Source organism: Pseudonocardia sp. HH130629-09 (genome assembly GCF_001294645.1).
Classification (GTDB): domain Bacteria; phylum Actinomycetota; class Actinomycetes; order Mycobacteriales; family Pseudonocardiaceae; genus Pseudonocardia.
The window spans coordinates 4,990,373-5,016,673 of record NZ_CP011868.1 but is presented as its reverse complement, the minus strand read 5'-3'; the positions used below and the strand labels follow the sequence as shown (position 1 = coordinate 5,016,673).

General features: G+C 70.3%; 23 protein-coding genes, 1 tRNA gene and 2 pseudogenes. 18 read left to right on the top strand and 8 right to left on the bottom strand.

Annotated elements, in window-relative coordinates; all coding sequences use genetic code 11:
* Positions 1–160 precede the first annotated feature (160 nt).
* The gene (locus XF36_RS33450) at positions 161–307 is read right to left on the bottom strand and encodes a hypothetical protein (RefSeq protein ID WP_202968437.1); all 147 of its coding nucleotides are present in this window, start codon (positions 305–307) and stop codon (positions 161–163) included.
* Between the two features lie 27 nt (positions 308–334).
* Here XF36_RS33450 and XF36_RS32695 point away from each other — a divergent pair, with 27 nt between their 5' ends.
* Together XF36_RS32695 and XF36_RS30835 are read left to right on the top strand one after the other, a co-directional pair.
* Positions 335–502 carry a hypothetical protein gene (locus XF36_RS32695; protein ID WP_168169563.1) on the top strand — a complete coding sequence of 56 codons (168 nt, stop codon included), beginning with the start codon at positions 335–337 and terminating at the stop codon, positions 500–502.
* A gap of 304 nt (positions 503–806) precedes the next feature.
* Positions 807–2,198: an LLM class flavin-dependent oxidoreductase gene (locus XF36_RS30835; protein WP_082375897.1), complete on the top strand. Its 1,392-nt coding sequence runs from the start codon at positions 807–809 to the stop codon at positions 2,196–2,198.
* Here the strand turns inward: XF36_RS30835 and XF36_RS23255 are convergent.
* Positions 2,189–2,668, bottom strand: coding sequence for a hypothetical protein (locus XF36_RS23255; RefSeq protein ID WP_060713606.1), 480 nt, complete (start codon positions 2,666–2,668; stop codon positions 2,189–2,191). The two genes, XF36_RS30835 and XF36_RS23255, sit on opposite strands and share 10 nt — an antisense overlap.
* Positions 2,669–2,746: 78 nt before the next feature.
* Between XF36_RS23255 and XF36_RS23250 the strand changes: the two are divergent.
* The 6 genes and pseudogenes from XF36_RS23250 to XF36_RS33035 all read left to right on the top strand — a co-directional run.
* Positions 2,747–3,847, top strand: a pseudogene (locus XF36_RS23250) (Mu transposase domain-containing protein); the annotation flags it as partial.
* On the top strand, positions 3,844–4,647 hold the full coding sequence (istB, locus tag XF36_RS23245) for an IS21-like element helper ATPase IstB (protein ID WP_060713604.1): 804 nt from the start codon (positions 3,844–3,846) through the stop codon (positions 4,645–4,647). The pseudogene XF36_RS23250 and the gene istB (XF36_RS23245), both read left to right, overlap by 4 nt.
* Before the next feature lie 58 nt (positions 4,648–4,705).
* Positions 4,706–5,263, top strand: a complete 558-nt coding sequence (locus XF36_RS23240) for a hypothetical protein (RefSeq protein WP_145981472.1) — start codon at positions 4,706–4,708, stop codon at positions 5,261–5,263.
* 416 nt (positions 5,264–5,679) lie between these two features.
* The gene (locus XF36_RS34510) at positions 5,680–6,855 is read left to right on the top strand and encodes a DUF4244 domain-containing protein (protein WP_349675574.1); all 1,176 of its coding nucleotides are present in this window, start codon (positions 5,680–5,682) and stop codon (positions 6,853–6,855) included.
* Complete coding sequence (locus XF36_RS23230) at positions 6,833–7,399, top strand: TadE family type IV pilus minor pilin (RefSeq protein WP_238588996.1); 567 nt, start codon at positions 6,833–6,835, stop codon at positions 7,397–7,399. The genes XF36_RS34510 and XF36_RS23230 overlap by 23 nt, the downstream gene beginning before the upstream one ends.
* Complete coding sequence (locus XF36_RS33035; protein ID WP_060713602.1) at positions 7,396–7,605, top strand: pilus assembly protein TadG-related protein; 210 nt, start codon at positions 7,396–7,398, stop codon at positions 7,603–7,605. Before XF36_RS23230 ends, XF36_RS33035 begins: the two co-directional genes overlap by 4 nt.
* A 599-nt stretch (positions 7,606–8,204) precedes the next feature.
* On the opposite strand, the gene XF36_RS23220 is transcribed toward XF36_RS33035, so the two are convergent.
* On the bottom strand, positions 8,205–10,754 hold the full coding sequence (locus XF36_RS23220; protein ID WP_060714922.1) for a DEAD/DEAH box helicase: 2,550 nt from the start codon (positions 10,752–10,754) through the stop codon (positions 8,205–8,207).
* Positions 10,755–11,173: 419 nt separating this feature from the next.
* On the opposite strand from XF36_RS23220, the gene XF36_RS23215 reads away from it, so the two are divergent.
* From XF36_RS23215 to topA, 5 genes are all read left to right on the top strand, one after another.
* Complete coding sequence (locus XF36_RS23215) at positions 11,174–13,477, top strand: sodium-translocating pyrophosphatase (RefSeq protein ID WP_060713601.1); 2,304 nt, start codon at positions 11,174–11,176, stop codon at positions 13,475–13,477.
* A 120-nt stretch (positions 13,478–13,597) separates the two neighbouring features.
* Entirely contained in the window at positions 13,598–14,203 is a 606-nt protein-coding gene (locus XF36_RS23210) for a hypothetical protein (protein WP_145981471.1), read from the top strand.
* A 74-nt stretch (positions 14,204–14,277) separates the two neighbouring features.
* Positions 14,278–14,880 (top strand): hypothetical protein, encoded by a 603-nt coding sequence (locus XF36_RS23205; RefSeq protein ID WP_060713599.1) that lies wholly within the window; start codon positions 14,278–14,280, stop codon positions 14,878–14,880.
* Between the two features lie 75 nt (positions 14,881–14,955).
* Positions 14,956–15,546 (top strand): hypothetical protein, encoded by a 591-nt coding sequence (locus XF36_RS23200; RefSeq protein ID WP_238589363.1) that lies wholly within the window; start codon positions 14,956–14,958, stop codon positions 15,544–15,546.
* Between the two features lie 339 nt (positions 15,547–15,885).
* Complete coding sequence (topA, locus tag XF36_RS23195; protein WP_414706206.1) at positions 15,886–18,711, top strand: type I DNA topoisomerase; 2,826 nt, start codon at positions 15,886–15,888, stop codon at positions 18,709–18,711.
* A gap of 64 nt (positions 18,712–18,775) precedes the next feature.
* Here topA and XF36_RS23190 read toward each other — a convergent pair whose 3' ends face one another.
* Positions 18,776–19,249: a GatB/YqeY domain-containing protein gene (locus XF36_RS23190; protein ID WP_020627793.1), complete on the bottom strand. Its 474-nt coding sequence runs from the start codon at positions 19,247–19,249 to the stop codon at positions 18,776–18,778.
* A 38-nt stretch (positions 19,250–19,287) separates the two neighbouring features.
* On the opposite strand from XF36_RS23190, the gene XF36_RS23185 reads away from it, so the two are divergent.
* The gene (locus XF36_RS23185; protein WP_060713596.1) at positions 19,288–20,238 is read left to right on the top strand and encodes a metallophosphoesterase; all 951 of its coding nucleotides are present in this window, start codon (positions 19,288–19,290) and stop codon (positions 20,236–20,238) included.
* Between the two features lie 37 nt (positions 20,239–20,275).
* Positions 20,276–20,352 (top strand) — tRNA-Pro (locus XF36_RS23180).
* A gap of 94 nt (positions 20,353–20,446) precedes the next feature.
* Here the strand turns inward: XF36_RS23180 and XF36_RS23175 are convergent.
* From XF36_RS23175 to XF36_RS32685, 3 genes are read right to left on the bottom strand one after another with little or no spacing between them, the layout of a single operon-like run.
* Complete coding sequence (locus XF36_RS23175; protein ID WP_064485491.1) at positions 20,447–21,679, bottom strand: tyrosine-type recombinase/integrase; 1,233 nt, start codon at positions 21,677–21,679, stop codon at positions 20,447–20,449.
* Between the two features lie 47 nt (positions 21,680–21,726).
* Entirely contained in the window at positions 21,727–21,885 is a 159-nt protein-coding gene (locus XF36_RS23170) for a helix-turn-helix domain-containing protein (protein ID WP_060713595.1), read from the bottom strand.
* Positions 21,882–22,055 (bottom strand): hypothetical protein, encoded by a 174-nt coding sequence (locus XF36_RS32685; protein ID WP_168169439.1) that lies wholly within the window; start codon positions 22,053–22,055, stop codon positions 21,882–21,884. The genes XF36_RS23170 and XF36_RS32685 overlap by 4 nt, the downstream gene beginning before the upstream one ends.
* 60 nt (positions 22,056–22,115) lie before the next feature.
* Between XF36_RS32685 and XF36_RS23165 the strand changes: the two are divergent.
* A pseudogene (locus XF36_RS23165) lies at positions 22,116–22,631 on the top strand (transposase); the annotation flags it as partial.
* A 30-nt stretch (positions 22,632–22,661) separates the two neighbouring features.
* Here XF36_RS23165 and XF36_RS23160 read toward each other — a convergent pair.
* On the bottom strand, positions 22,662–23,435 hold the full coding sequence (locus tag XF36_RS23160) for an HARBI1 family protein (RefSeq protein WP_060714360.1): 774 nt from the start codon (positions 23,433–23,435) through the stop codon (positions 22,662–22,664).
* Positions 23,436–23,915: 480 nt separating this feature from the next.
* Between XF36_RS23160 and istA the strand changes: the two genes are divergently transcribed.
* Both istA and istB (XF36_RS23150) read left to right on the top strand, forming a co-directional pair.
* A complete protein-coding gene (gene istA / locus XF36_RS23155) occupies positions 23,916–25,175 on the top strand; it encodes an IS21 family transposase (RefSeq protein ID WP_145981219.1) in 1,260 nt (419 codons plus the stop codon).
* Positions 25,172–26,023 (top strand): IS21-like element helper ATPase IstB, encoded by an 852-nt coding sequence (istB, locus tag XF36_RS23150; RefSeq protein WP_060713594.1) that lies wholly within the window; start codon positions 25,172–25,174, stop codon positions 26,021–26,023. The genes istA and istB (XF36_RS23150) overlap by 4 nt, the downstream gene beginning before the upstream one ends.
* Positions 26,024–26,301 lie beyond the last annotated feature (278 nt).

Genomic DNA, 26,301 nt, shown 5'->3' with positions numbered 1-26,301 from the left:
GCGGGTCGCCCGTGCCCCGGTGGCTCCGACCACGGGTCCGTCGGGCAGCCGGTGGCGATCCGCTACCGGGGAGCGATCGCCCCCTTCCAATCGATGAGCTGGACGACGACGCCGTTGGGGTCGCGGACCTGGAAGGCTCGCTCGCCCCACTCCTCGGTGGTCAGCGGCATGGTGATGGCGACCCCTCCTCGACGAGGCGTGCCGGCTCGCCCTCCAGGTCGTCGACGGTCAACGCGAGGATCTGCCCGGCCGCGTGGACCTCGCGCTGGTCGTCCGGGAGCGTCTCCAGGGCTGCGGCCGTCTCCACGCACCGGCCGTCGCTCGGTCCGGCCAGATGGCGAAGTACGAGTACGAGCTGCACGCCTTCGACGGCCTGGGGCTGTCGGACCTGGACCGGGACGCTGCACTGTCGCACCTGCTGGCCTTCGTCCGTCAGCACGCCCTCGCCGAGCAGGAGGCGCGCGAGGCGGCCCTGGCGTCGTCGCTGACCGACGAGCAGTGAGCCTTTTTCAACCTGCCGTTCCGGCAGCTCAGGGGCCTGGTTGTGTGGGTGCAGACGCCGAGCTGGCGAGCCGGTGACCTGTGCAGCTGTGGTCAGAGCAGTTGCGCTGCAACCTTCGCGATCTCCTGACGCAGAAGCTCGCTGGTCAGGTTGAAAAAGGCTCAGTGGCTCTACTCGTCGTCGTCTCAGGATTCCTGTCAGTCGCATTGCTTCGGAGGTCAACGAGCGACACCGACTCCGACGCTGGCTATAAGCGCCTGGAATCAGACACGCCTTACAATTGCAACTCAACAGAGGAGACATGATGAGTGGCCGGATCATCGTTAATGGATTCGAGATGAATTGCCTGGCGCACATGGCGCACGGCCTTTGGGCACATCCCCGGGACCGACGACGCGGCTACACCGGGCTAGAATACTGGATTGAGCTTGCGGCGCTCCTTGAGCGGGGTCGTCTCGATGCGTTGTTCATCGCCGATGTCTTGGGCGTCTACGACACGTTCCGAAGCAGCCCGGACGCCGCTGTAGCGGCTGGTGCTCAAATTCCAGCAAACGATCCCGCGCTGGTCGTACCAGCCATGGCGGTGGGCACGACGAACCTGTCGTTCGCCGTATCGGTGTCGACAAGCTATGAGTCGCCGTTCGGCCATGCCCGTCGCTTCTCCACCTTGGACCACCTCACTCAGGGTCGGGTCGGGTGGAACGTCGTTACATCGTACCTACCGAACGCAGCCAAGAACTTCGGTTGGGAGCGAATGGTGCTGCATGACGAGCGCTACGACAGGGCCGACGAGTACCTCGACGTGTGCTACCAGCTCTGGGAAGCTAGCTGGGAGGAGGATGCGGTTTCCGTCGACGGGACGACACAAAGGTACGCTGATCCGGCGAAGGTGCACCCGATCGATCATCGCGGCGATTTTTTCTCCGTAGCCGGCCCCCATCTATGTGAACCATCGCCACAGCGAACACCGGTGATCTACCAGGCAGGTAACTCGGCTCGTGGCCGCAAGTTCGCGGCCAGGCACGCCGAGTGTGTGTTTCTCAGCGGGGTAGTCCCAGCTTCGTTGCGGCGCAGTGCTGATGACGTCCGTACGCAAGCTTCGGCGGCTGGACGTGCCCCAGACGATGTCAAGATTCTCACCAGCTTGTCCGTCATCGTGGCCGAAGATGAGACGGCCGTCTGCCGCAAGCGAGAGGAACTCCAGCGGTGGGTGAACGTCGACGGCATGCTGGCTCAGTACTGTGGGACAACTGGATTCGACTTGGCTGCGATGTCCCGATCAGACGTCGTGACTTATCGGGACACGGATCATGGTCAGGGTGGGGCTGCCCTATTTACCAGCGATGTGCAACGTCCCGTCACTGTTGGCGACATCGTCGATAGCATGACCCAGCTTGGCGAGACCACATTGCTAGCAATTGGGACTCCCGTCCAGGTTGCCGATCAGATGGAGGAGTGGATCGATGAGATCGGTCTTGACGGATTCAACATTATTCAATTTCTCACACCGGAAACGTTCACCGATTTCATTGACATGGTTGTTCCAGAGTTGCAGCGTCGGGGCCGCTATCAAACCGAGTACACGCCGGGAACGTTTCGGGAGAAGCTATTTGGTCCCGGTCGGGCACTACTTCCGGATCGGCATCCAGGTGGACTAGTGCGACCACCTGCGTGCGTGCCGTCAGATCAACCGTAGTGGGGGAAATAGACAAACTTAATCTTGTCCTGATGCGCTCGAGTAAACCTAGCCACTTCCGCCGCGGCGTGCAGTGCAGACACGTTCGTGATCAGAATGAGGGGACCAGCATAATCCTCGGCTACTCCGCGGCAGAAATCGATGAAATCCTTGGGAGTGGCTGGCCGTGGCGAGAGCCGAAAACTCTGCTTACGACGGAGCGTGAGCGCTGCGAAGATTGTGCCGTTCTTACCAGGCCCGTCGATGCGGGCATCTATGTCCGGTCGCATCTCGTCCAGGAAGAGGATCTCAGCTCCCCGACTGTGGGCCTCGGCCCGAATGCCAGGGTAGACATCCTCTTCCCACATCCGCACCTCGACGAGGTTCTGCCGAAACGCCGAACACAGTGAGCCTTTTTCAACCTGACCAGCGAGCTTCTGCGTCAGGAGATCGCGAAGGTTGCAGCGCAACTGCTCTGACCACAGCTGCACAGGTCACCGGCTCGCTAGCTCGGCGTCTGCACCCACACAACCAGGCCCCTGAGCTGCCGGAACGGCAGGTTGAAAAAGGCTCAGTGGCCGAGGATGCCGGGGCCGGTGATCGCGCAGAAGATCGGCTGGCCCTACTCCGAGGGGCCGTTGAAGAAGCTGTTGGCCCGGATCCGGCCCGAGTACGTCGGGATCGATCCGTCGGACCGGACCGTCTACGAGCCGGGCGAGATCGCCCAGTGCGACCTGTGGTTCCCCGAGACCCTGATCCCGGTCGCGGCCAGGCAGGCGCGGATCCTGCCGGTGCTGGTGCTGACCTTGGCGTTCTCGAGGTTCCTGTCGGCGACGATGATCCCGTCGCGCCAGGGCGGTGACATCCTGTCCGGGATGTGGCAGCTGATCGCTGCCCTGGGCCGTGTCCCGAAGACGCTGGTCTGGGACCGGGAATCGGCGATCGGCGGCACCGGGAAGGTCTCGGTCCCGGCCGCCGGGTTCGCCGGAACCCTGGCCACGAGGATCCGTCTGGCTCCGGCGAAGGACCCCGAGTTCAAGGGCATGGTGGAGCGCAACAACGGGTTCTTCGAGACCTCGTTCCTGCCCGGACGCGAGTTCGCCTCTCCAGCCGACTTCAACGACCAGCTCGCCGAGTGGCTGGTGACCAGGGCGAACACGCGCACCGTCCGCGCCATCCATGGCCGGCCGGTGGATCTGCTCGAGGTCGACCGCCAGGCGATGATCGTTCTGCCGCCGGTGGCTCCACAGGTCGGTCTGACCCACCGGATCCGGCTGGCCCGTGACTACTACGTGCGCGTCGACACCAACGACTATTCCGTCGATCCGCGGATGATCGGCCGCTTCGTCGAGGTCGTCGCATCACCCACCGCGGTCGAGGTGTTCTGCGGCAACGAGCGAGTCGCCAGCCACGACCGCAGCTGGGGCCGCCACCTGGTGATCACCGACCCGGCCCACGTCGCCACCGCCGCCGACATGCGCCACGCACTGGCCGAGCAACGCCGCGCCCAGCAGCGGTCCCAGCAGTCCGGGACCCGCCGCCACAACGATGGCCACGCCGTCGCGATCCGAGCCCTGCCCGACTACGACGCCCTGTTCGGCGTCGACTTCACCCCCACCGGCCCAGCCGACCCCACGGCCGCGCCCGCAGCGGAAGCGAGCAACCCATGACCGCCACCACGACCGGGGCTGCGCCGAGCGAGGGGTTGCCCTCGATGCTGGCCTACCTGACCCGGGTGCTGAAGACCCCGACGATCGGGCGCTGCTGGGCTGAGCTCGCCGAGCAGGCCCGCGACGAGACCTGGTCGCACGAGGAGTACCTGGCTGCGGTCCTGCAACGCCAGGTCGCCGAACGCGAGTCCGCCGGCACCACGATGCGGATCCGGACCGCGCACTTCCCAGCCGTGAAGACTCTCGAGGACTTCAACCTCGACCACCTGCCCTCGCTGCGTCGAGATGTGCTGGCGCACTTGGCGACCGGGACGTTCGTGGCCAAGGCGGAGAACGTGATCCTGCTCGGTCCACCCGGGCTCGGGAAAACCCATCTCGCGATCGGGCTCGGGGTCAAAGCCGCCCACGCCGGCTACTCGGTGCTCTTCGACACCGCGAACAATTGGATCACCCGCCTCACTGACGCCCACCAGGCCGGACGGTTGGAGGCTGAGCTGAAGAAGATCCGCCGCTACAAGCTGATCATCATCGACGAGGTCGGCTACATCCCCTTCGACCAGGACGCGGCGAACCTGTTCTTCCAGCTCATCGCCTCCCGCTACGAGCAGGGCTCGGTGATGGTCACCTCGAACCTGCCCTTCGGACGCTGGGGCGAGACCTTCTCCGACGATGTCGTCGCCGCAGCCATGATCGACCGTCTGGTTCACCACGCCGAGGTTCTGACCTTGACCGGAGACTCCTACCGGACCCGCCAGCGCCGTGAGCTGCTGGCCAAACAGAACCGCGCCGACCGGGACTGACAGACCAACCGAGGGGTCAAACTTGCCGATCCCCAGGAGGGTCAGTCTTCAGGATCCGTTGACAAAGCTCGCTGGTCAGGTTGAAAAAGGCTCCATGCTCGGACTCGGGGACCCCGGCGTGATCGCCGAGCACGTCGGCCGCCTGGTCGACGACATGGACAAGCGGATCTCATCAATCCCCCGAGACCGGGACTGCCTCCCCGACGCTGACGGACTCCTGTTCGTGGTCCTGGAGGAATACCCCGGTCTGCTGCGCTACCTGGACGCTGCCGACACCAAGATCGGCAAGCGAGTCCGTGGGTACGTGGCCCGGCTACTCGCCGAGGGCCGGAAAGCCGGTGTCCGGGTCGTACTCGTTGCCCAGCGCGCCGAGGCGTCCGTGATCGGGTCCACCGAGCGCGGGCAGTGCTCTACCCGCCTGAGCTTCCGGGTGGACAACCACGACGCGGTCAAGCTCCTGCACCCCGACACCGACCAGGACACAGCGGCTGCACACGCATCCGCCCTTCCTGGCATCGCTCTCGTGTCCTCCCCCGGCCGTCCCCTGACCCGGGTACGGGCACCGTGGATCGGCGGGTACGGCGAGTACGTCTCCCGGATCGGCAGTGCCGCGTGAACGGGAATCGCTCTGCGGAAGCTACCCCCCGCGACCCTGGCCCTCACTTCGGCACGCGTAGCGCGTGCACGGTCGTCGTAGGGCCCGCAACCTTTGTCCCTGACCGGCGGCCGACCTCCGCAGGCTTGCGGGTCCTGCGGCGGCCGTGCGGTCCTGTGGATGCCGTAGTGCGGGTCGGGGTTGCCACCCTGGCCCGAGCCGAGGCCCTGACCGGAGGTCCCGCTGGAGGCACGTCCCGGACGACCATCGCCGGAGGTGACCGGTGACCGCCCTGGTCGGCGGGACCGCCCCGGGCCGGAGGCCCGAGGGGCGGGCCCCGGCCGCCGGAGGCGGCCGCTTGGTAACCATTGGTAACCATTGCGGGCAAGTCTTCCGCCGGGCCGGAGACCCGTCGGAGAGATCGTCGTCGGGAAGTGATGGCATGGCGTTCCCGGCTGTGGGAGTTCACCGGTCTGAAGCGTCTCCGGAACTGCGGCCGGGTGGCTCACACGTCGTCGGGTGGTGCGATCGTCCGGGTGTCCCAGACAGCGGATGGTCCGCGTGCTGGTCTGTCAGGACTCCAGTCGTGCGGTTCGCCGTGGTCCTGTCCTGTGTGTGCTCGGAAGATCGGTGCTGAGCGCTCTGCGGAGGTTGCTCGGGCTCTGACCCGTGTAGCTGCTGACGGCGGCTCGGCGGCTCTCGTGACGCTGACCATGAGGCACGACCGGGGTCACCGGCTGGCCGATCTGTGGGACGCGTTGTCGGCTGCCTGGACGGCAGTCACGTCCGGTTCGGGTTGGACCCGAGACCAGAAGACGTTCGGGGTTGTCGGGTGGGTCCGGACCGTCGAGGTCACCCACGGGGCCAAGGGCTGGCACGTCCACGTTCACTCCGTGGTGGCTCTGGACGGCCCCACTAGCCCGGAGATGATGTGGGCAATGGGAGACCGGATGTTCGCCCGGTGGGAACGATCTCTGAGCGGTAAGGGCTTCTCTGCCGTGGCGGACAAAGGCGGGTTGGACGTCCGGCCGGTCCGGATGACCGGCGAGAGCATCGAACAGGTCTCCGACTACATCTCCAAGATCACTGCTGAGATCACCAGTCCGTCGACCAAGGATGGTCGGAAGACCGGGAACAGGTCTCCGTTCGCGATCCTGCGGGACGCTCTGGCGACCGGTCTGGCCGATGACCTGGACCTATGGTTCACCTGGGAGCAGGTCTCCCACGGGCGTAGGCAGCTCACCTGGTCCCGCTCTCTGCGGGCCCTGGCCGGGGCCGAGAAGTCCGACGACGACATCGCCTCCGAGGACAAGGGTGGGGACGATCTGCTGACCATCCCCCGGGAGTCCTGGGAGCGGATGCGGCACGACGTCGCGGACCTTCTGGACGCTGTGGAGATCGGCGGGGTCGAGCAGGGCGTGAGGTGGATGCGGTCCCGCGGGTTGGGGTTCCGGCTGGTCTCGCGCGGGGATGTCCAAGCGGGAGTGGAATACGCCGTCGGCACCGTCGCCGCCGCGGCCTTCGCCGCGCTCCTCTACGCGATCGTCAGCGGCGGAGACGTCCTCGCCGCCCTCACCGGGATCGTGCAACGTGCACTGTCCACGACGCTCTGACAACGGCCGCGACAGCCCGAGCCGACCCGATCGGCCCGACCGGGCGGACCGGCACGACCGGCACGACCGGCACGGCCGCGGACACGGTGGCCGCCGTGTCCGCGGCCGCGCCACCCGCCGTGGTGCCGCCGTCGGCCCCACGAGCGGCCCGCCGTCCTGGCTGGCGGACGACCGCGGCGCGGTCACCGTCGAGGCGGCGCTGGCGCTCGGCACCTTGGTCGCGGTGACTGCGGCGGCGGTCGGAGCCGTCGCCGCGGTGGCGGCCGGGGTCCGCTGCACCGACGCCGCTCTCGAACTGGCCCGCCAGGCTGCGCGCGGTGACACCGAGCGGGGTCGGGCCGCGGCAGCGCAGCTCGCGCCGGCCGGGGCCCAGCCCGAGCTCCGCGTCGACGGCGATCTCGTCGTCGTGACGGTGCGGGTCCGGCCGGTCGGGCTGCTCCCGGTCACGATCAGCGGCGCCGCGACCGCCGCTGTCGAACCCGGCGTCACGGCAGGCGCGGTCCGTTCCGGGTCGGCGCCGGCGCAGCCCGGTGGCGCGCCATGAGCCCGCACGTCCCGGTACGCCGCGGAGGCGACGCGGGCGTCGCCTCCGTCTGGGCCGCGACGGCCGCAGCGGTGCTGCTCCTGATCGGCACCGTCGGTGTCGACCTGGCCGCCGCGGCGCGCGCCCGGCACGTCGCCTCCGCCGCCGCAGACCTGTCCGCGCTCGCGGCCGCGGGACAGTCGGTGGACGGCACCGCTGCCGCCTGAGCCCGTGCCTCCGACCTCGCCGGCCGCAACGGCGCCGAGCTGCTGACCTGCCGCCTCGACGGCTGGGACGCCCTGGTCGAGACCCAGGTCGCCTGGTCGGGGCTGCTCCCGCTCCGGGGTCCCGCACGGGCGAGGGCACGCGCGGGTCCGGCTCCCGTCGACGCGGGCACGCGCCCGGCGAGCGGGCCCGTGGACGGTTCGGTTCCTGCCGTAGAGCCGTCGTGAACACGCCCGGACGTGATCACGATCTCGGTGAGCGGTCGGCGCCTCCAGATGAACGGACGGCGAAGCCCGGAGCACGCCGTCATCACGATTTCTTACCACGAACGTCCCAACGCAACGGCATTTCGTCGTGGGGGCGTGACCGATCACCGACGTTGCGCGGCCCACATCTGGTCACTGTCGCGACACTCGGGCCTACTAGGAGTCGCGAGGACGGGCAGGGTCCGGTCCGCCCCCGCCACGAAGACCACGCTCCCCAGACAGCGACGACGTCGGAGCGCCCCTGGCGCCCCCGTCCGATGTCGTCGCACGTGGTTGCCACCGGTCCGCCCCCGCCCCCGACGGGCGGGCCGGTGGTACCCTGTCCGGTCCCGCGGTCACCGCGACCCGGTCGGGGTCCCGCCTTCCAGCCCGGCCAGGACCAGATCCAGCACCTGCACCGCCCCGCTCTTGTCCAGCGGGTTGTTGCCGTTGCCGCACTTCGGGGACTGCACGCACGAGGGGCATCCGGTGCGGCACTCGCAGTCCCGGACCGCCGCGCGGGTCGCCGCCAGCCATCGCCCCAGCACCTCGTGGCCGCGTTCGGCCAGCCCTGCGCCGCCGGGGTGCCCGTCGTGCACGAACACCGTCGGGAGCCCGGTGTCGGGGTGCAGCGCGGTGGACAGGCCACCGATGTCCCAGCGGTCACAGATCGCGAACAGCGGGAGCAGTCCGATCGCGGCGTGCTCGGCGGCGTGCAGGGCACCGGGGAAACGTGCCTCGTCGATGCCGGCGTCGGCGAGCGCGTCGGGGTCGATCGTGTACCAGACCGACCGGGTGTCCAGACTCTGCGGCGGCAGGTCCAGCGGCGTCTGGTCGAGCACCGTCCCGTCCGGGGTCCGTCGGCGGTACGCGACGACCTGGCTGGTCACCGTGGTGGCGCCGAAGCAGACCTGCACCGGCCCGCACCGGCGGTGCTCCAGTACCTCGAGCACGGCGACGTCGGAGACCGACTGGGCCTCGGTGCGCCAGTCCGGGGCCTCGGCGTGGACGAGCGCGACGCCGTCGTCGAGGTCCAGCTCGTCGACGACGAAGCTGTCGCCACGGTGCAGGTACACCGCACCGGAGTGGATCGTGCCCGGGGCCGAGCCGCCGTCGACGGTGCCGAGCATCCGCCCGGTGGCCGCCTCGACCACGGCGACCTGCCCGAGTCCGGAGCCGCGGATGTCGACGTGCGCGGCAGGTGCGTCGCCGGTGTCGGGCCAGAACCAGCCGTGCGGTCGGCGGCGCAGCACGCCCTCCTCGACCAGGGCGTCGAGGACCTCCACCGCGGGCGCTCCCCCGAACGTCTCCTCGACGTCGACCGTGGTCAGCGGCATCTCCGCGGCCGCGCACGCCAGCTGCGGAGCGAGCACGTACGGGTTGACCGGATTGAGCACGCAGCTCTCGACCGGCGCACCGACCAGCGAGCTCGGATGGTGGACGAGGTAGGTGTCGAGCGGGTCGTCGCGGGCGACGAGCACGACGAGTGCCTCGTCAGCGGCGCGCCCGGCACGCCCGGCCTGCTGCCAGAACGACGCGCGGGTTCCGGGGAAGCCGGCCTGCACCACCGCGTCGAGCCCGGAGATGTCGACGCCGAGCTCGAGGGCGTTGGTGGTCGCGACCCCGATCAGCTTGCCCGACATCAGGTCGGCCTCCAGCGCACGGCGCTCCTCCGGCAGGTAGCCGCCGCGGTAGGCGGCCACCCGCGCGGCCAGCTCGGGAGCGATCTCGGCGACCTGGCGCTGCGCACCGAGCGCGGTGAGCTCGGCGGCCCGCCGGGACCGGACGAAGGCGAGGGTCCGCGCGTCCTCCAGGACGAGGTCGGCGAGCATCCGGGAGACCTCGGCCCCGGCGGAGCGGCGGACCGGCGCCCCGTTCTCCCCGGTGATCTCGGCGAGCAGCGGCGGCTCCCAGAACGCGACGGTGCGACCGGCATGCGGGGACCCGTCCTCGGTGACGGCGACGACGTCGCGGCCGGTCAGCCGGGACGCGAACTCCTCCGGGCGGGCCACCGTCGCCGAGGCGAGCACGATCGTGGGGCGTGCGCCGTAGCGGGCGGCGAGGCGCAACAGCCGCCGGAGCAGCAGTGCCACGTGCGAACCGAACACCCCGCGGTAGGTGTGGCACTCGTCGACCACGACGTAGCGCAGCCGGCGGAGGAAGGTCGTCCAGCGCCCGTGCCGGGGAAGGAGCGACCGGTGCAGCATGTCCGGGTTGGAGAAGACCCACCGGCAGTGCCTGCGGACCCAGTCTCGCTGGTCTATGGGGGTGTCACCGTCGAAGGCGGCGGGCCGGACACCGTCCGGGGCGAGCCCGTCGAGGGACCGCAGCTGGTCGGCTGCGAGTGCCTTGGTCGGGGCGAGGTACAGCGCCGTGGCCCGCGGGTCCTCGGCCAGCCCGGCGAGCACCGGGAGCTGGTAGACCAGCGACTTCCCCGAAGCCGTCCCCGTCGCGACGACGACGTCGGCGCCGGAGTGCACCAGTTCCGCCCCGTGTGCCTGGTGCGACCACGGGCGGGTCACGCCGCGGGCCGCCCAGGCCGTGCGCAGCGGTTCGGGTGTCCAGCCCGGCCAGTCGACCTGGCGGCCGGGCCGTGCCGGAATCCGCACGACGTGCCGCAACGGGTCGTCGACGGCGCCGACCGGGTCGTCCCCGTCGACACCATGAAAGCCGGGAGGACTGCTGAAACCGGCAGGATCGCGGGAGCCGGCAGAGCCGTCGGAGTCGGTCGGCCTCCCGGCGCCGCGCGCTCCGTCCGGACCGTCGAACCCGTCCTGTGCCGCGAACGCCCCGGCGCCCGGTCCCGGCCTCAGCTGGACCGCCTCCGCCGGACCGGACGTCCACGTGGCGTCGGCACGAGCCGGGTCGAGGCCCGAGCCCGCCAGCACTCGGCGCAGCAGCTCCATCCCGCGCTGCGACCCGTCCGGGCCCTGCGTGCTGTCCGCCGTCGCTCCCACGACCGACCACGATGGCACAGATGTTCGAACGATCCGCGGTCGCTCCCGGTGTCCGCCCCCGGCCGACGGGCGCGGGACGGGCGGATGACAGAAGCGGTTGCGTCGCAGGTGATCTGCGGGTTCCCGGATTGCATCGCGACATCGTGTGGGATTGATCACTTTTGCCAGTTCGTTACGTCTTGTGATCCCAATCGCACTGAGGGATGTCCCACACTCATAGACTGCACCAGCCCGGTCACCGGTGGACGCCGCCCGGGCCCAGTCGACGCCGACGAGGTCGTCGCCGCCCGGCCGGGTCGCGTCACAGTGACCCCGACCCGGCCGCCGGGGACCTCGCCGGCCGGATCCTTTCCACCGGGAGGACACGGATGTCCCAGCCCACCTACCTCGCCCAGGGCCTCGAGCTCGGCGCGGGAGACCTCACCATCGTCGGTGTGGTCGCGGTGGTCGCCCTCGTCGCCCTGGTCGTCGGCGGTCTACTGCTGCGGGAGGTGCTCTCCTACGGCGAGGGCACCCCGAACATGCAGGAGATCGGCCGCGCGGTCCAGGAGGGCGCCACGGCGTACCTCAACCGCCAGTTCCGCACGCTCGCGATCTTCGCCGCGATCGTGTTCGTTCTGCTCTTCGCGCTCCCCGCCGAGGATCTCGGTGAACGCATCGGACGATCGATCTTCTTCGTCGTCGGCGCGGTCTTCTCCGCGATCATCGGCTACCTGGGCATGTGGCTCGCCACCCGCGCGAACATCCGCGTCGCCGCGGCCTCCCGCGAGCCGGGCGGCCGTGAGAAGGCGACCCGCATCGCGTTCCGCACCGGCGGCGTCGTCGGCATGTTCACCGTCGGCCTCGGCCTGTTCGGGGCCGCGATCGTCGTGCTCGTCTATGCCGGCCAGGCGCCCCGCGTCCTGGAGGGCTTCGGCTTCGGCGCGGCACTGCTCGCGATGTTCATGCGGGTCGGCGGCGGCATCTTCACCAAGGCCGCCGACGTCGGCGCCGACCTGGTCGGCAAGGTCGAGCAGGGCATCCCCGAGGACGACCCCCGCAACGCGGCCACCATCGCCGACAACGTGGGCGACAACGTCGGTGACTGCGCCGGCATGGCCGCCGACCTGTTCGAGTCCTACGCGGTGACGCTGGTCGCCGCACTGATCCTCGGCACGGCGGCGTTCGGCCTGCAGGGCCTGCTGTTCCCGCTGATCGTCCCGGCGATCGGCGTGATCACCGCGATCCTGGGCGTCTACCTGACCAAGGCCCGCGCCGGGGAGAACACCCTGCGGGCGATCAACCGCAGCTTCTACCTCTCGGCGCTGTTCGCCGGCGTGCTGTCGATCATCGCCGCCTACGTCTACCTCCCGAGCACCTTCGGCGAGCTGCTGAACCCGACCGACACCAGCGTCGTCGGGCTCGCGGGCGACCCGCGCCTGATCGCCTCGGTCGCCGTGGTCATCGGGATCGTGCTGGCCGCGGTCATCCTCAAGCTGACCGGCTACTACACCGGCACCGAGGACCGTCCGGTCAAGGACGTCGGCGAGTCGTCACTGACCGGTGCGGCCACCGTGATCCTGTCCGGCATCTCGATCGGCTTCGAGTCCGCCGTCTACACCGCGCTCGTCATCTCCGCGGCCGTCTACGGCGCGTTCCTGCTGTCCGGCTCGATCGTCGTGTCGCTGTTCGCGGTCGCACTGGCCGGTACCGGCCTGCTGACGACGGTCGGCGTCATCGTGGCGATGGACACCTTCGGCCCGGTCTCGGACAACGCGCAGGGCATCGCGGAGATGTCCGGCGACGTCGAGGGCGACGGCGTCGACATCCTCACCGAGCTCGACGCGGTCGGGAACACCACCAAGGCGATCACCAAGGGCATCGCGATCGCCACCGCGGTGCTCGCGGCGACGGCGCTGTTCGGCTCCTACCGCGACGCGATCAGCCAGGCGCTGGCCGGGGTGAACATCGCCGCGCAGGACGCCGGGACCGCGTTCGCCTACGAGGTGTTCAGCCCGAACACCCTGGTCGGCGTGATCATCGGCGCCTCGGTGGTCTTCATGTTCTCCGGCCTCGCGGTCAACGCGGTGACCCGCGCCGCGGGCGCCGTCGTCTACGAGGTGCGCCGCCAGTTCCGCGAGCACCCCGGGATCATGGACCGGACCGAGCGCCCGGAGTACGGCCGCGTCGTCGACATCTGCACCCGGGACTCGCTGCGCGAGCTGGCCACCCCCGGCCTGCTCGCCATCTTCGCCCCGATCGCGGTCGGGTTCGGTCTCGGCGTCGGCCCGCTGGCCGGCTACCTGGCAGGTGCCATCGCGACCGGCGTCCTGATGGCGATCTTCCTGGCCAACTCGGGCGGTGCCTGGGACAACGCCAAGAAGCTCGTCGAGGACGGCAACCACGGCGGCAAGGGCTCCGACGCCCACGAGGCGACGATCATCGGCGACACCGTCGGCGACCCGTTCAAGGACACCGCGGGTCCCGCGATCAACCCGCTGATCAAGGTCATGAACCTGGTCTCGGTGCTGATCGCCCCCGCGGTCGTGGTGCTGTCCACCCCGGACGCCAACCCGGTGATCCGAGTGCTCATCGCGATCGTCGCGGTGGTGATCATCGCGGCCGCGGTGGTGGTCTCGAAGCGCCGCACCTCGGCGATCACCGACACCCCGGCCGAGAGCTCGGTCGGTTAGCCGACACCTCGCAGGACCACGGCGGCCGCTCGTCCCATCGGGACGGGCGGCCGTCTTTCGTCTCGGGACGATTCGGATACTCTCCGCCGGACCGCAGTGATCACCCCCGACGGAGGAGCGATGCGGACATCGCGAGGTCTCGCCGCGCTCCTCGTCGCCTCGGCCGTGGTGCTGGCGGGCTGCGGCCCCTCCGGGCCGACCGTCGAACAGTGGACCGACTCGATGTGCGCGGCCGTGCTGCCCTTCGTCCGCACCGCCGTGGACGCGCCCGCGGAGACCCCGGATCCGGCGCAGCGGCTGCGGGCCCTCTCCGACTACCTGACCCGCACCACCCAGGCCGCCGACGGCGCGCTGGGCGACCTGGACCGGCTCGGCCCGGCCCCCGTCGACGACGGCGAGGCCCTCGCCACGCGACTACAGGGCGGGCTCGGCGAGATCCGCTCGGCGTTCTCCGGGGCACGCTCGCGGGTCGATGCCATCGACCCGGCCGACCCGGCCGCGGTGCAGCGTGACCTGCCTGCCGCGCTGGAGCCGCTCGCCCGCCTCGCCGGGACCACCGGGCCGCTCGACGAGGTCACCGGCAACCCGGCGATCGCCTCGGCGTTCCGGGCCTCGACGGCCTGCACGGACCTCACCCGAACGGCAGAGCAGGCCCGCCCGACACCGCCGCCTGGCGGCCCCGCCGATGCCCCGAACGGGTCAACCGGGGAGGGCGGAGGCAGCTGACCCGCGGCGGCGTCCTACCGTCGACCACTGTCCGTGTCCCGGGCCCCCACGGGCCCCGACCCTGGAGCCCGACGATGGCCACCCCCCGCCCGGCGCGCACCGCCCGGGTCCTGCTCCCCACCCTGCTCGCCGCGCTCCTGGCCGGCGGCTGCGCGTCGAGCGTGGCCGGCACCCCCGCGGCGGACCCGGCCCCTCGACCGACCGCGGGCGTCGGCGCCGACCCGGTCGCCTGGGGCGACAAGGTCTGTGGCGCGACCCTGGCCTACTACCAGCCGCTCAACACCCCGCCGAACTACGACGGCGCCGACCTCGCCGGGATCAAGACGCGCCTGTCGGAGTACCTCGGCAAGGTGGCGGCCGGCATCGACACCGGCAAGAAGCAGCTGGCCGCGGCCGGGCAGTCACCGGTGAGCGGCGGCGACGCGTGGGCCACCGCGGTCCGCGACATGCTCGACCGGTCCGGCACGACGATCGCCCAGGCCAAGAAGGACGTCGACGCGATCGACCCGAACGATGTCCAGGGCTTCAAGGGCAAGCTCGACGGTGCCCAGCAGAAGCTGCGGACGATCTCCGGCGCCCAGGGGCTGGACAAGATCGGGCCCACCCCGCGGCTGGACAAGGCGTTCGCGACCGCACCGAAGTGCGTCGCACTCAAGAAGATCAACGGCCCCGCCTGACCCGCTGCGTCACCCGTCCGGCGCTCCCCGCTGGGCAAGGTCGAACATGCGTTCTATGCTTCGCGGGTGCCGCAGATGTCGCTGTTCTCCGCGGAGGCCCGGCCGGCCGGGCTGACCGACCTGGCCGGGCTGCTCTGCGGGCCCGGGCGGATCGAGCGGTTCGGCGCGGGGGACACGGCCCGGTTCGACGTCCCACTGCCGATCGAGGGGCGCGAGACCGCGCTGGCCGCGCTGGCGGCCGCCCGCGGCGTCACCCTCGCCCCCGGGGCGTCCGGGATGCGCAGCGCGTTCCGGCGCGACCTGGTTCCTCTGGCCCGCGCCTGGTGCACGCCGGACGGTCGCAAGCAGATTCCGCCGGACTTCCAGCTCGACGGCGCCGCGCTCCGGCTGTGGGCGCTAGCCGCGGGCACACCCGACCTGCGGGGCGGGTACCTGCTGCTGCTCGATCCACAGGCGTCGTGGACGCACGGCCCGCTGATCGCCGTCGCCACCCGGGCCGGCCTGCCCCCGGCACGGCTCGCCCCGGGGGAACACGGCGCGCCCGGCCCGGCGTTACGCCTGCACGGAGCGCGTCGACTGGCCCGACTGGTGGAACTGGTGGGCCCCGCGCCGCGGATGACGAATCCGGCCGACTGGCCCCGGTACCGCGGCCGACCGGCCGCCTGACCTGCCGAACTACGGCGGGGTCTACGCTGGCGACTCGCCCGCTCCCAGTGGCACGAGCCACGACACGGAGCGACGACGGTGTGAGATCGTGCGATCGTCGACCCCGAAGAAGACGCTCAGCGCAACCGTCCCGGCACGCTCCGGGACCGCACGATGCACCTGTGCGGGGTCGGATAACGGCGACGACGTCGCAGGGACCGCGACGCAGCCGAGGAGATGAGGTAGGACCACGTGGCAGCAGCGACAACGGGAACGACGGGTTCGGCACGTACGTCGGGGGGCAGCACGCGCAAGCCGACCTCGACGGCGAACGCATCCGGCCGCCCGACGCGCCGCCTGGTGATCGTCGAGTCCCCCAGCAAGGCGAAGAAGATCCAGCCCTACCTGGGCAACGACTACGTCGTCGAGTCCTCCGTCGGGCACATCCGTGACCTGCCGCGCGGCGCGGCGGACGTCCCCGCCAAGTACAAGGGCGAGTCCTGGGCGCGGCTCGGCGTCGACGTCGACAACCAGTTCAGCCCGCTCTACATCGTCACGCCGGAGAAGCGCAGCACCGTCTCGGAGCTGCGCGAGGCGCTGAAGACCGTCGACGAGCTCCTGCTCGCGACGGACCCCGACCGCGAGGGCGAGGCCATCGCCTGGCACCTGCTGGAGACCCTCCAGCCCAAGGTCCCGGTCCGGCGGATGGTCTTCCACGAGATCACCGAGTCGGCGATCCGGGCGGCAGCGGAGAACACCCGCGAGCTCGACCAGCACCTCGTCGACGCGCAGGAGACCCGCCGCATCCTGGACCGTCTCTACGGTTACGAGGTCTCCCCCGTGCTGTGGAAGAAGGTCATGCCGAAGCTGTCGGCGGGCCGCGTCCAGTCGGTCGCGACCCGGCTGATCGTGCAGCGCGAGCGTGACCGCATCGCGTTCCGCTCCGCGGAGTACTGGGACATCGCCGCGACCCTCGACGCCGGGGAGAAGGCCACCCCGCGCTCGTTCGGCGCACGGCTGGTGCAGGTCGACGACAAGCGCGTCGCCACCGGCCGCGACTTCGACTCGCTCGGGCAGCTGAAGAAGGGCTCCGCCGAGGTCGTCACCCTGAACGAGGCGCAGGCACGCCGCCTCGCCGAGGGGCTGCAGGACCATCCGATGGAGGTCGCCTCCGTCGAGTCCAAGCCCTACACGCGCAAGCCGTACCCACCGTTCATGACCTCGACGCTGCAGCAGGAGGCGGGCCGCAAGCTGCGGTTCTCCTCCGAGCGCACGATGCGCAGTGCGCAGCGCCTGTACGAGAACGGCTACATCACCTACATGCGTACGGACTCGACGACGCTGTCGGCGACGGCCATCGAGGCCGCCCGCTCGCAGGCCCGTGAGCTCTACGGCGACGCCTACGTCGCGGACTCGCCGCGCCAGTACACGCGCAAGGTGAAGAACGCCCAGGAGGCCCACGAAGCCATCCGGCCCGCCGGCGAGACCTTCCGGACCCCCGGTGCGATCGCCCGCGAGGTCGACGGTGACGATTTCCGTCTCTACGAGATGATCTGGCAGCGGACCATCGCCTCGCAGATGAACGACGCCCGCGGGACCACCGTGAGCATCCGGATCGCTGGCACCGCGGGGACCGGCGAGAAGGTCGTGTTCGCGTCCTCCGGCCGCACGATCACCTTCCCCGGCTTCCTGAAGGCCTACGTCGAGACCATGGACGACGAGTCCACCGGTCAGGCCGACGACGCCGAGTCCCGGCTCCCGGAGCTGACCGAGGGGCAGGCGCTGACCGCCACCGAGCTGGTGCCCGACGGGCACTCGACCAGCCCGCCGTCGCGCTTCACCGAGCCCGCGCTGGTCAAGGCGATGGAGGAGATGGGGATCGGCCGGCCGTCGACGTACGCGTCGACGATCAAGACCATCCTCGACCGCGGCTACGTCTGGAAGAAGGGCTCCGCGCTCGTCCCGTCGTGGGTGGCCTTCGCCGTCGTCGGGCTGATGGAGCAGCACTTCGGCCAGCTCGTCGACTACGACTTCACCGCCGCCATGGAGGACGACCTCGACTCCATCGCCTCCGGGGACGACTCCCGCGTGCACTGGCTGTCCGGCTTCTACTTCGGCGACGAGGGCGCGGACACCGGGTCGGAGATCGCGAAGGCGGGCGGACTGAAGAAGCTCGTCGGCGCGAACCTGGAGGAGATCGACGCCCGCACGGTGAACTCGATCCCGATGTTCACCGACGCCGAGGGCCGCGACGTCGTCGTCCGGGTCGGGCGCTACGGCCCGTACCTGGAGCGGATCGTCGACGGCGAGTCCCAGCGGGCCAACCTGCCCGACGACCTGGCCCCCGACGAGCTGACCGAGGAGATCGCCGAGAAGCTGTTCTCGGTGCCACAGGAGGGCCGCAAGCTGGGCACCGACCCGGTCACCGGCCACGAGATCGTGGCGAAGGAGGGCCGCTTCGGCCCCTACGTCACCGAGCTCCTGCCCGAGCCGGAGGTGCCCGAGGGCGCCAAGAAGAAGCCGGCCAGGCCGAAGCCGCGCACCGGGTCGCTGTTCAAGTCGATGTCGGTCGACACCGTCACCCTCGAGGACGCGCTGCGGCTGCTCTCGCTGCCCCGGATCGTCGGCACGGACCCGGACTCCGGTGACGAGATCACCGCGCAGAACGGCCGCTACGGCCCGTACCTGAAGAAGGGCACGGACTCGCGGTCGCTGTCGAACGAGGAGCAGCTCTTCACGGTCACCCTGGAGGAGGCCCTCGAGATCTACTCCCAGCCCAAGCAGCGGGGCCGTGCCGCCGCGGCTCCGCCGCTGCGCGAGCTGGGTGAGGACGCCTCGACCGGCAAGAAGATGGTGATCAAGGACGGCCGGTTCGGCCCCTACGTCACCGACGGCGAGACGAACGCCAGCCTGCGAAAGGGCGACTCGGTCGAGGAGATCACCGACGAGCGGGCCTCCGAGCTGCTCGCCGAGCGGCGGGCGAAGGCCCCGGCGAAGAAGACCACGACCCGCAAGCCGGCTGCGTCGAAGAGCACTGCGGCCAAGAGCACTGCGTCGAAGAGCACTGCGGCCAAGACCGGCACCCGCTCGGCCGCGGCGAAGAAGACCACGACGCGCAGCACGGCGGCGAAGAGCACCACGACGAAGTCGACCGGGACGCGCACCCGCAAGACCCCCACGACCTGAGTCGAGGACGGACCCCGCACCGGAGCGATCCGGTGCGGGGCCCGTCGTCGTCGACGGGGGCGGGTCAGCCCGCGGCGAGGGCCTTCTTCACCGCGGCGGCGACACGACCGCCCTCGGCACGGCCCGCCGCGGCGGCGTTCGCCTTCTTCATGACCTGACCCATCTGCCGCATGCCGGGCCGCTCCCCGGTCTCGGCCTCCACCTCGGCGACGGCGGCGGTCGCCAGGGCGGCCACCTCGTCGTCGTCGAGCTGGGTCGGCAGGTACCGGGCGAGGACCTCGCCCTCGGCGCGCTCGCGGTCCGCGGACTCGGGACGGCCGCCGTCGGCGAAGGCCTGGGCGGACTCGGCACGCCGCTTGGTCTCCTTGGTGATGACCGCGCGGACCTCGTCGTCGGAGAGCTCCCGGGCGGTGTCACCGGCCACCTCGGCGTTGCCGATCGAGGTCAGGACGGATCGCAGGGTCGTCCGGACCAGCTCGTCCCTGGCCTTCATCGCGGTGGTCAGGTCGGCCCGCAGCTGCTCCTTGAGGGTGCTCACGGGTCGCCACGATAGTCCCGCGTCGTACGCTGGATCGCGTGAGTATCGCTGGGACCCTCGCACGCACCGCCGCCGGAGCCGCCCTGCTCGGGGCCTCGGGAATCGGGTACGCGGCGGGGATCGAGCGGCGGCACTGGACGCTGCGCCGGGTCGAGCTGCCCGTCCTCGACGAGGGTGCGCGGCCGCTGCGGATCCTGCACCTGTCGGACTTCCACCTCATGCCGGGCCAGCGCAGCAAGATGCGGTGGATCGCCGCGCTCGACGAGCTCGACCCGCACCTGGTGATCGACACCGGGGACAACCTGGCGCACCTCGACGCCGTCCCGGGCGTGCTGACCGCGCTGGGGAGGCTGCTGGAGCGGCCGGGCGCGTTCGTGTTCGGCAGCAACGACTACTACGGCCCCACCCGGAAGAACCCGGCCCGCTACCTGCGTCGCGGGGACACCAGGCGGGTGCACGGGGCGGACCTGCCCTGGACCGACCTGCGCGCCGCGTTCCGCGAGCACGGCTGGGTCGACGCCACCCACGCCCGGCACCTGCTCGATGTCGACGGCCGGTCGGTCCGGATCGCGGGCGTCGACGACCCGCACCTGAACCTGGACCGCTACCCGCGCATCGCCGGCCACGACGCCGACGCCGACCTGCGCATCGGGCTGACCCACTCCCCCGAGCCGCGGGTGCTCGACGGCTTCGCCGCCGACGGCTACGACCTCGTCCTCGCCGGCCACACCCATGGCGGCCAGCTGCGGCTGCCCGGCTACGGCGCACTCGTCACCAACTGCGGGATCGACCGGGCCCGTGCCCGCGGGGCGAGCCGCTGGGGCAGTCGGATGCGGCTGCACGTGTCGGCCGGGCTGGGCACCTCGCCGTACGCGCCGGTGCGCTTCGCGTGCCCGCCGGAGGCCTCGCTGCTGACCCTCGTACCGTGGACGACCGGCCCCGATGCGCGGACGGGAACCCCCGCGCAGGCCACTGAGGGCATCGGGTAGAGTTCTCCACGGCTCACGGGGAGACCCGAGTGTCCATCGGGGTGTGGCGCAGCTTGGTAGCGCGCTTCGTTCGGGACGAAGAGGTCGCAGGTTCAAATCCTGTCACCCCGACCACACAAAGGCCCTGGTCAGAGACTCGATAGCGAGCCTGGGACCAGGGCCTTCGTCGTGTCCGGAGTTGCTGCCGGAGCATTTCCGGAGCATCCGCCTACACCGGAGCGGGTGCCGCTCCCTCACCGTCGTCCGGATCTTCATCGTCATCGAGCGCTCGCAGGATGCGATCCGCGTTGTCGGTCCGCCGGGTGTAGAGGTCCAGCGTCGTCGACGCGTGTTCGTGACCGAGGACGCGCTGGACCATGTTGGGCGGGACGCCGTCGTCGACGAGCCAGGTGGCGTACGAGTGGCGCAGATCGTGGAAACGCAGCCCGCCGGCCTGGTTGCGGGCGACGTGGTGCACGGCGGCAGGTTCGCTCCGCAGGGTCTCGACGTGCTTGCGGCCGTCGGTGTCGGTCCACTGCGCCTGCCACCCGTCGTCGAGTGGGACGACGGCACCGAGCAGCCCGGCCCGGACGAGCGAGGGCCGCCAGACGCGGGACCGGAACGAGGTACGCAGCAGCGGCGCCCCGACCTCGTTGGCGAAGATCGGCGCGTTGGGTTCGGTCGGCCAGCGGTCCAGGTGTTCGCGGATGACCGGCAGCAGCCAGCCAGGCAGCGGCACCGTCCGGCGTCCTGCGCGGCTCTTCGGGAAGGGCTTGAACGAGGTGCTTCCCGAGACCTCCACGACGGTCCGGATCACCGACAGCCGGGCCGCATCGAGGTCCAGGGCATCGGTCCGGAGGCCGGCGACCTCACCCCAGCGCAGCCCCGCCCCGGCGGCGGTCGCGACGATCCCGCGGTAGCGCTCCGGGACGACCGGCAGCAGCCTGGTCCGCAGGTCCGGACGACTGACGATCCGTTCGTCGGTGTCGCGGGTCCGGACACGAGGCACGCGGACGTCGTCAGCCGGGTTGAACGGGATCAGCCGGTTCCGCACGGCCGAGCGCAGCACCGCCGACGCGAGTCGCAGCGCCTCGACGACCGTCGCCCGGGACCGGCGCTGACCCAGGTCGCTGACCCACGCCTGGAGCGCCAGGTGATCGATCTTCGACAGCGGGACGTCGCCCCAGCGCGGGAACACGTGAGTGCCCATGATCGAGCGGTCCCGCGCCGCGGTGGTGATCTCGGTGTTCCATGTCGCCATCCACTCGGTGGCGTGCGCGGCGAAGGTCATCCGTCCGGCGTGCGGGGACACGTAGGCACCACGAGTCTTGGATGTCTCGATCTCGGCGAGGAAGGTGGCCGCGTCCTTCTTGAGCCGGAAGGTCTTGGACCGCTGCTTGCCCGACGGGTCCCGGAAGTACGCTCGGTACCGACCCTCGGGAGTCTTGTCGATGAAGCCCATCAGGCCACAGCTCCGATCTTAGTCGTGGGCTCGGGCTCGCCGTCGAGTCAGGCGTGGAACCGCCTGCGCGGGACCAGCCAGCGGCGACCGACGCGAGTCGCGGGGATCTCCCCGTTGCGCACGGACTCGTAGGCGACGCCTCGGGCGATGCCGAGCAGCGCAGCAACCTGGTCGACGGTGTAGGTCAGGGACTCGGTGTCGGTCATGACGTCCTCCGTGGGTCGGTGCCGGGCTGATGGCGGGTGCGGCGTTGTTCGCGTCGTCGTTCGGCGATGCCGAGTGCGATCTCTCGTTCGGCGTCGTTGCGGTGCCCGATCTGGACGACCTGCCAGTCGTTGACCACCAGCACCGACCCCGCCGCGGGGGACTGTTTCAAGATCGGTGTTTTCGGCCCGACACGCCGGGCTGAGGTCCGGCGAGATGGGCACGGACAGTGATGACATCGGACCTTGTGGATCCAAGCGAGGGTGACCCGAAGCCTGCTCGGCAGGCGTCGGCGGAGCGGGCCGCTGCGGCGGCGATGGTGGCCGAGGCGAAGGCGCGCGGGCTGGCGTTGACCGGCCCGGACGGCCTGTTGAAGCTCTTTACCAAGAATGTTCTGGAAACGGCGCTGAACGAGGAGATGACCGAGCACCTCGGGCACGACAAGAACCGGGCCGACCCCGGCCGGGAATCCACCAACGTGCGGAACGGGTCCCGCTCGAAGACGGTTCTCTCGGATGCCGCGGGTGACGTGGAGATCGACGTTCCGAGAGACAGGGCCAGCACTTTCGAGCCGCAGATCGTGAAGAAGCGTCAGCGGCGCCTCACAGATGTCGACGAGGTCGTACTGTCGCTGTATGCGAAAGGGATGACGACCGGGGAGGTTTCCGCACATTTCGCTGACATCTATGGGGCGTCAGTATCGAAGGAGACGGTCTCGCGGATCACCGACAAGGTCGTCGCCGAGATGAATGAGCCTTTCCCAGTAGGTGCTGGTTGATCATGTGGTTCGGTCGTGCTCGACGTGGAGCAGGACGAGCGCGGCGGCGGTGATCGCGCCGATCCGCCAGGGGCAGAAGCTGACCCGGCGTAGCGCCTTGAAGGTGGTCTTGAGCAGGGAGTTCCCGCGTTCGGCCACAGCCCTGACGGCGGAGTGCAGCGTGTTGACGGTGCGCTTGTCCACCGACAGCCCACCGCCGGTGGGGGTCTTGAACGGGCAGGTCAGGCGGGTGTTCTCACCCTCGTAGCCGAGGTCGGCGAGCACGACGTGGGTGTCGTCGGTCCAGCCCTCGATCGCGTCGAGCAGGCCGGGGTGACCGCGGGCGCAGGTGGTGTCGTGCTCGCGGCCCGGGCGCACCGGGGAGGTCCACAACGGCCACCCGTCAGGCGCGGTGAGGACCTGAACGTTCCCGCCGTGGACGTGGTGCTTACCCGACCACCACAGATCCACTCCCGGGGTCGGTCCGGGAGTGCGGGAGCGGTCAGTGTGGATCACGGTGCCGTCGAGGTGAACGTGGGTGTGCCCGGCGGTGCGGGCCGCGAGCAGCGCGCCGGGCAGTCCAGGCGCGGCGGCGGCCAGAACGTCGATACCTTCGTGCAGGTAGCGGTAGGTACTCGACAGGCTCAGCTGGTTGTCGGCGGCGAGCTGGGCGACCCGGGTCGCGTCGAGGAACCAGCGCAGCACCAGCACCGCGTGGCGGTCACAGTCCAGCGCCCGACGCCCGCGCCGGGTCCCGCGCCGGAGGCGTTCCTCGGCCAACAGCCGCGACAACATGGACGCGGTGGGCTCCCCGATCGGGAGCACGGCGGTGTAGGTGACAGGATCGGGCACGCGGGACCTCGGTGGTGAGTCGATCTTTGAGCGGACCGATCTCTTCTACCGGGGTCCCGCACCCTCGTTGAGCACCTCCACGCCCCCGGCGTGTCGCCGCCAGCCGCTCCCCACTACTGGGAAAGGCTCACTGAGCCCTTTTCAACCTGCCGTTCCGGCAGCTCAGGGGCCTGGTTGTGTGGGTGCAGACGCCGAGCTAGCGAGCCGGTGACCTGTGCAGCTGTGGTCAGAGCAGTTGCGCTGCAACCTTCGCGATCTCCTGACGCAGAAGCTCGCTGGTCAGGTTGAAAAAGGCTCACTGCCCGCCCCACCGCTCGCGGAACTCGGCGAACCGCGCCGCGGCGGCGGTCTTGTCGACGACGGGCTCAGACTGACCCCCTAGCGTCGGCTTGGGATTGACCCCCTCTGCACGACGCTGAGGGGGTGTTGTCGGTGGAGGACTGGGCCGAGATCCGTCGTCTGCATCGGGCCGAGGGTGTCCCGATCAAGGAGATCGCCCGCCGGCTGGGGGTGGCCCGCAACACGGTGCGCTCCGCGTTGCGGGCGCCGGGCCCGCCGAAGCGGGAACGGGGCCCGCGGGGATCGCTGGCGGATGCGGTCGAGCCGCAGGTGCGGGCATTGCTGGCGCAGTTCCCACGCATGCCGGCCACGGTGATCGCAGAGCGGATCGGGTGGGAGCACTCGCTGACCGTGCTCAAGGACCGGATCCGCCAGATCCGCCCCGAGTATGTCGGGATCGACCCGGTCGACCGGGTCGCCTACGCACCGGGCGAGATCACCCAGTGCGACCTGTGGTTCCCCGAGACCACGATCCCCGTCGGCCCAGGCCAGGAACGGGTCCTACCGGTGCTGGTGATGACGCTGGGCTACTCGCGGTTCTTGTCCGCGACGATGATCCCCTCGCGCCAGGCCGGGGACATCCTGTCCGGGATGTGGCAGCTGATCAGCGACGTCGGGCGGGTGACCCGCACGCTGGTCTGGGACCGGGAGTCTGCGATCGGCGGGACCGGGCGGGTCTCGGCACCGGCCGCTGCGTTCGCCGGCACTCTGGCCACCCGGATCCGGCTTGCCCCACCGCGGGATCCGGAGTTCAAGGGGCTGGTCGAACGCAACAACGGCTACTTCGAGACCTCGTTCCTGCCCGGACGTCGCTTCGCCTCCCCAGCCGACTTCAACCACCAGATCGACGACTGGCTGGCCCGGGCCAACACCCGCACCGTCCGAGCGATCGGCGGCCGCCCGGTGGACGTGCTCGCCCACGACTACGCGGCGATGACTCCGCTGCCGCCGCTGGACCCGCCGATCGGGCTGGCCCAGCGGATCCGGCTGGCACGGGACTACTACGTCCGCGTCGATGCCAACGACTACTCCGTGGATCCGCAGATGATCGGCCGGTTCGTCGATGTCGCCGCCTCACCGCGCGAGGTCGTCGTCTACTGCGCCGGCCAGGTCGTCGCCCGTCACGACCGCAGCTGGGCCCGCCACGCGGTGATCACCGACCCGGCGCACCAGCACACCGCCGCGGCGATGCGCCGCGCCCTGGCCCACGACCGCAACACCCGACAGGCCGCAGCACGCCGTCACCTCGACGGCCACCCGGTGACCCTGCGCGCACTGCCCGACTACGACGCCCTGTTCGGTGTCGACTTCGTCTCCACTGCCGAGGAAGCGAGCAGCTCATGACAACCACACCACCGAAGATCACCACCGACCCCGCTGGGAGCTCGGGGCCGGCCGGTCCGGTGCTGGCCGCGGTCCCCGACGGACTGCCGGCGATGATCGCCTACCTGACCCGGGTCCTGAAGACCCCGACCATCGCGGCCAGCTGGGAACAGCTTGCCGCCCAGGCCCGTGAGGAGAACTGGTCGCACGAGGAGTATCTGGGCGCGCTGCTGCAGCGCCAGGTCGCCGACCGCGAGTCCAAGGGCACGGTCATGCGGATCCGCACCGCGCACTTCCCCCAGGTCAAGACCTTGGAGGACTTCAACCTCGACCATCTGCCCTCGCTGCGCCGCGACATCCTGGCCCACCTGGCCACGAGCACGTTCGTCGCCAAGTGCGAGAACGTGATCCTGCTCGGCCCGCCCGGGATCGGGAAGACCCACCTCGCGATCGGGCTCGGCGTCAAAGCCGCCCACGCCGGCTACTCGGTCCTGTTCGACACCGCCAGCAACTGGATCACCAGACTCGCCGCCGCGCACCAGAGCGGCCGGCTCGAGGCCGAGCTGAAGAAGATCCGCCGCTACAAACTGATCATCATCGACGAGGTCGGCTACATCCCGTTCGACCAGGACGCAGCGAACCTGTTCTTCCAGCTCATCGCTTCCCGCTATGAACAAGGCAGCGTCATGGTCACCAGCAATCTGCCCTTCGGCCGCTGGGGCGAGACCTTCTCCGACGACGTCGTCGCCGCAGCCATGATCGACCGCCTCGTCCACCACGCCGAAGTCCTGACCCTGTCCGGGGACTCCTACCGCACCCGCGCCCGACGCGAGCTCCTGGCCAAACACAACCGCGCCAGCAACGACTGACCATCACCACACCACGCCGGGGGTCAGTTCCAATCCGTCGCTACGGGGTCACTCCCAACCCGCCGTTGACAACCGGGACGGGCCGCACGAGGTGGACGATGCGTTGGAAGCCCGTGATCAACGCGTTCGCCATCACGTTCGGTGACCGCTGGCCGGGAGCCGAGACCTACTGAGCAACGACGCCGAAACACCGATCACGAGACAGGCCCGATCTCCGGGACGATGACCGTAGGGCCGGTGACGGTGGAGACATCTCGAACCAGTCCGGCGCCCTGGCA